3 protein-coding genes and 1 pseudogene are annotated in these 4,555 nt (G+C 72.8%); all 4 read left to right on the plus strand.

Annotated elements, in window-relative coordinates; genetic code table 11:
- On the plus strand, positions 1-733 hold a 733-nt coding region (locus ACTS11_RS21190; protein WP_442642262.1), incomplete at its 5' end, for a sensor histidine kinase.
- Entirely contained in the window at positions 730-2,079 is a 1,350-nt protein-coding gene (locus ACTS11_RS21195) for a sigma-54-dependent transcriptional regulator (protein WP_442642263.1), read from the plus strand. The genes ACTS11_RS21190 and ACTS11_RS21195, both read left to right, overlap by 4 nt.
- 294 nt (positions 2,080-2,373) lie before the next feature.
- Positions 2,374-3,366, plus strand: a complete 993-nt coding sequence (locus ACTS11_RS21200; protein WP_442642264.1) for a TAXI family TRAP transporter solute-binding subunit — start codon at positions 2,374-2,376, stop codon at positions 3,364-3,366.
- Between the two features lie 121 nt (positions 3,367-3,487).
- Positions 3,488-4,555 (plus strand): annotated as a pseudogene (locus tag ACTS11_RS21205) (TRAP transporter permease); the annotation flags it as partial.

Raw genomic sequence — 4,555 nt, forward strand, 5'->3', positions numbered from 1 at the left:
CCTGCGCCGCACGCAGGCCGAGCTTGTGCAGGCCGGCAAGCTCGCCGCCCTCGGCCAGATGTCGGCGGCCCTCAGCCACGAGTTCAACCAGCCGCTCGCCGCCGTGAAGTCCTATGCCGACAACGCCGGAACCTTCCTCGAGCGCGGCCGCATCGACGAGGCGCGCGAGAACGTCGGCCGCATCTCGGCCATGGCCGACCGCATGGCGTCGATCTCGCGGCACCTGCGGAACTTCGCCCGGCGCCCGCTCGACCGGACCGGGCCGGTGCCGCTCGGCGCGGTCATCGGCGACGCGCTGGAGCTGATGCAGGCGCGCATCGCGCGGGACGGCGCCGAGGTCGTCCGCCAGGGCCCCGAGCCCGAGGTCTGGGTGACGGGTGGGCGCGTGCGACTCCAGCAGGTCGTGGTCAACCTTCTCAGCAACGCCCTCGACGCCATGGCGGACAGCGCCGAGAAGCGCATCGACATCACCCTGCGCGAGGATGGCGAGACCTGCGCCATCGAGGTGCGCGACCGCGGCCCCGGCCTCTCGGAGGAGGCGCTGGCGCAGGCCTTCGATCCGTTCTTCACCACCAAGGCGCCGGGGCACGGCCTCGGCCTCGGTCTGTCGATCTCCTACAACATCGTGCGCGACTTCGACGGCAGGCTCTCGGCCGCGAACCACCCCGGGGGCGGCGCGGTCTTCACGGTGACGCTGCGCCGCGCCGCCGCGCCGGGGCTGGCCGCCGAATGAGCGGGACGGGGCCCGGATGCGTCCTCTTCGTGGACGACGAGGAGCACCTGCGCCTCGCCGCCGAGCAGTCGCTGCGCCTCGCCGATCTGGACGTGATCCTCTGCGACCGGGCGGAGGCCGCGCTCGAGCGGCTGGGGCCGGACTTCGCGGGCGTCCTCGTGACCGACATCCGCATGCCGGGAATGGACGGGCTGTCGCTGATGCGCGCGGCGCTGGCGCGCGAGCCGGACCTGCCGGTGATCCTCGTGACCGGGCACGGCGACGTGGACCTTGCCGTGCAGTCGATGCGCGAGGGGGCCTACGACTTTCTCGAAAAGCCCTACGCCCCCGCCCGCCTGACCGAGAGCGTGAACCGCGCGCTCGAGAAGCGGCGCCTGACGCTGGAGAACCTGGCGCTGCGGGCCGCGGCCGGCGCGGCCTCGGGGAGCGATCCCATATCCGCGCGCCTCGCCGGCCAGAGCGCGGTGATGCGCGCGCTCCGCGACCGGCTGCGCGCGGTCGCCGCGACCGAGGCGGACGTGCTGATCGAGGGCGCGACCGGGACCGGAAAGGAGGCCGCAGCCCGCGCCCTCCACGAGGCCAGCGCCCGCGCCGCCCGCCCCTTCGTGCAGGTGAACTGCGCGGCGCTGCCCGAGGGCCTGATCGAGAGCGAGCTCTTCGGCCACGAACCCGGCGCCTTTCCCGGCGCGACACGGCAGCGGTACGGCCGGTTCGAGCACGCACGCGGCGGCACCGTCTTCCTCGACGAGATCGACAGCCTGCCGCTGGCGCTTCAGGCCAAGCTCCTGCACGCGGTGCAGAACCGGCAGGTCACGCGGCTCGGCTCGAACGAGGCGGTCGATCTCGACGTGCGCTTCGTGGCCGCCTCCAAGCGCGATCTCGAGGCCGCCGCCGCCTCGGGCGAGTTCCGCGCCGACCTGCTCTACCGGCTGAACGTGGTGACGATCCGCGTGCCCGGCCTCGACGAACGGCGCGAGGACATCCCGCTCCTGTTCCTGCGCCTCGTCGCGGAGGCCGCGGCGCGGACCGGGCGCGAGCCGCCCGAGGTGGCGGACGCGCTCCTCGCCGATCTCTCGTCGCGGCCCTGGCCCGGCCATGTCCGCGAGCTGCGCAACGCCGCCGAGCGGCACGTCCTCGGCCTCGAACCCGCGGCGCCTGCGCCCGAGACGGACCAGAGCCTCGCCGCGCGCATGGCCGCCCACGAGAAGGCGCTGATCTCGGCGGCGCTGGCCGCCCACGGCGGCAGCGTCAAGGCCACCTACGAGGCGCTCGGCCTCAGCCGCAAGGCGCTCTACGAGAAGATGCAGCGTCACGGCCTCGACCGGATGGACTATCGCCAGGACTGAGCTCTCCGCCCGATGGGTGGAAAAGGTGACAGCCCGGGGCGCGATTTGGGCGCATTCCGACACGTCCCCGCCCCGGACCGCGCGACGTTAGCGCAAACGGCCCTCGCGGCGCTTGCACGCCTGCCCCGGTCTCCGCATGACTTCGCGCCGACGGACAGGGGAGGAGCCCTGCCCGGACGAAGCCGGGCGACCGGCGGGGGGAGGAGATCGACGGGCGCGCCCCTATCGGGGGGTTGCGGACCCCGGCCCTTGCCCTGCCCCGCACCGGCAGAGAAACGCAAGGGAGAGATCCACATGCACATCAGCAAGATCGCCGCGCTGGCGGCCACCACCGCGCTGACCGCCACGGTCGCCATGGCGCAGGACGTCGACCGGTCCGACTGGCCGGCCAGCTTCACCGTCGGCACCGCGTCGCAGGGCGGCACGTTCTTCGTCTACGGCTCGGGCTGGGCGAACCTCGTCGCGGACGAGCTCGGCCTCTCGGGCGGCGCGGAAGTCACCGGCGGCCCGATGCAGAACATGGCGCTCGTCCACACCGGCGAGGCGCAGTTCGGCCTGACCACGATGGGCCCGGCGGCCGAGTCCTATGCCGGCACCAACCCGATCGCGCCCGGCCTGCAGATGACCAATGCCTGCGCGATGTTCCCGATGTACCAGACGCCCTTCTCGGTGACGGCGCTGTCCTCCTCGGGCATCGAGACGATCGCCGACATCCCGGCGGGCGCACGCATCGGCTTCGGCCCGGCGGGCTCGACCTCGGACACCTACTTCCCGCTGATGCTGGAATCGCTCGGCGTCGAGTTCGAGCGCCGCAACGGCGGCTGGGACGACCTCGGCGGCCAGCTCCAGGACGGCCTTCTCGACGTGATCGCCTTCGCCGCGGGCGTGCCGATCCCGGCCGTGTCGCAGCTCGAGGTGCAGACCGACATCAACATCATCGAGTTCACCGAGGAAGAGCAGGCCCAGATCATCGAGGCCTTCCCCGTCTCGGGCTTCGAGATCGACGCCGACACCTACACCACGCTCGAGGCGCCGGCCCGCTCGGTCGCGATGTGGAACTTCGCCATCGCCAACTGCGACCTGCCGGAGAGCTTCGTCTACGCGGTGACGGACGTCATCATGTCGGACAACGAGCGCATGGTGAACATCCACGCCTCCGCGCGCGAGACCCTGCCCGAGCACTGGGACAAGAACACCGCCCTGATGTGGCACCCCGGTGCGGCGCGCTGGTTCGTCGAGAACGCGGGCGCCGACATCCCGGCCGACCGCATCCACGCGGCGAACTGAGCCCTGCGGGACGGGCCGCCCGTCCCGCGCCCCATGACGACAGGAGGGCCGCGTCCATCGCGACGCGGCCCCCCGCCACGGACCGGGCCGGCCCCGCCGCGCCACAGGGGGAACGACTTCCATGACCGACCAGAGCAGCCAGACGGAGCAGGTCCTCGCCGAGGGCGTCGACGAGGAGCCGATCGAGGGCAACCGCCGCCTCTTCCAGGGCCGCGCCTACATGCTGATCGCGGCGCTCGCGTTCCTCTACGCCGCCTTCCACATGGCCGCGCTGAACGGCGTCTCGATCAGCGGCACCATCGCCGCCCCCTGGTCGGTGCAGGCGACATGGCACGAGCGGCAGGCCCAGGGCGGCTTCGACGCGCTGCTGACCGCGCTCGGCCCCGCGGCCGAGGATTTCTCGGGCAACAGCCTGCGCCGGCTCATGGCGCTCGCCGAGGAGACCGCGGCCACCGCCCCGAACGGCGACGAGATCCGCACGCTCATGGCCGAGATCGAGGAGAGCCGCACCCGCGCCGACGCGCTGAACCGGACGGCACGCGAGATCCAGGCCACCTGGTCGGCGCGCATCCCCTTCCTGCCGCAACTGCCCATGGAGCCCTGGAACTTCCGCATCGTGCACATCGCGGGCGCGCTGGCGCTCGGCTTCCTCCTCTTCGCCGCGCACACCTTCCCGCCCGGCGCGCCCGCCACACGCGACCCGGCGCGCGGCACAAGGCCGCTGACCCTCGTGGCCGCGGCCTTCGCCATCCCCGCGCTCGTCGCCGCCGTCACCGCGCTCGGCTTCGTCTCCTTCCTGACCTCGGGCGAGGTCATGGAGATGGGCGGCCGCGTCCTGTGGATGTCGCAGGCGGACGTGCCCGAGAATTTCGCCGTCTACGACTGGGTCTACGCCCGCGAGATCTGGTGGTTCGGCGTGCCGCTCCTGCTGGCCACCTTCGGCGCCATCGTCACCTCCTGGTTCGAGCGGCGCGACCGGGCCGAGTTCACCGCCTCCGACATCGTGCTCGGCCTCTGCGCCGTCGTGGTCGCGCTCTACCTCATCCCGATCTACGGCACGGCCGCGCGGAACGCGGTCGGCACGCCGCAGGTCCCGATCGGCGTGGCCTTCGCGGCGACCGCGGGCACCGCGCTCATCCTCGAGCTGACGCGCCGCGTGGCGGGCATGGCGCTCGTGGTGATCTCCGGG

This window comes from Roseicyclus sp. (assembly GCF_052168335.1).
Classification (GTDB): Bacteria; Pseudomonadota; Alphaproteobacteria; order Rhodobacterales; family Rhodobacteraceae; genus Roseibacterium.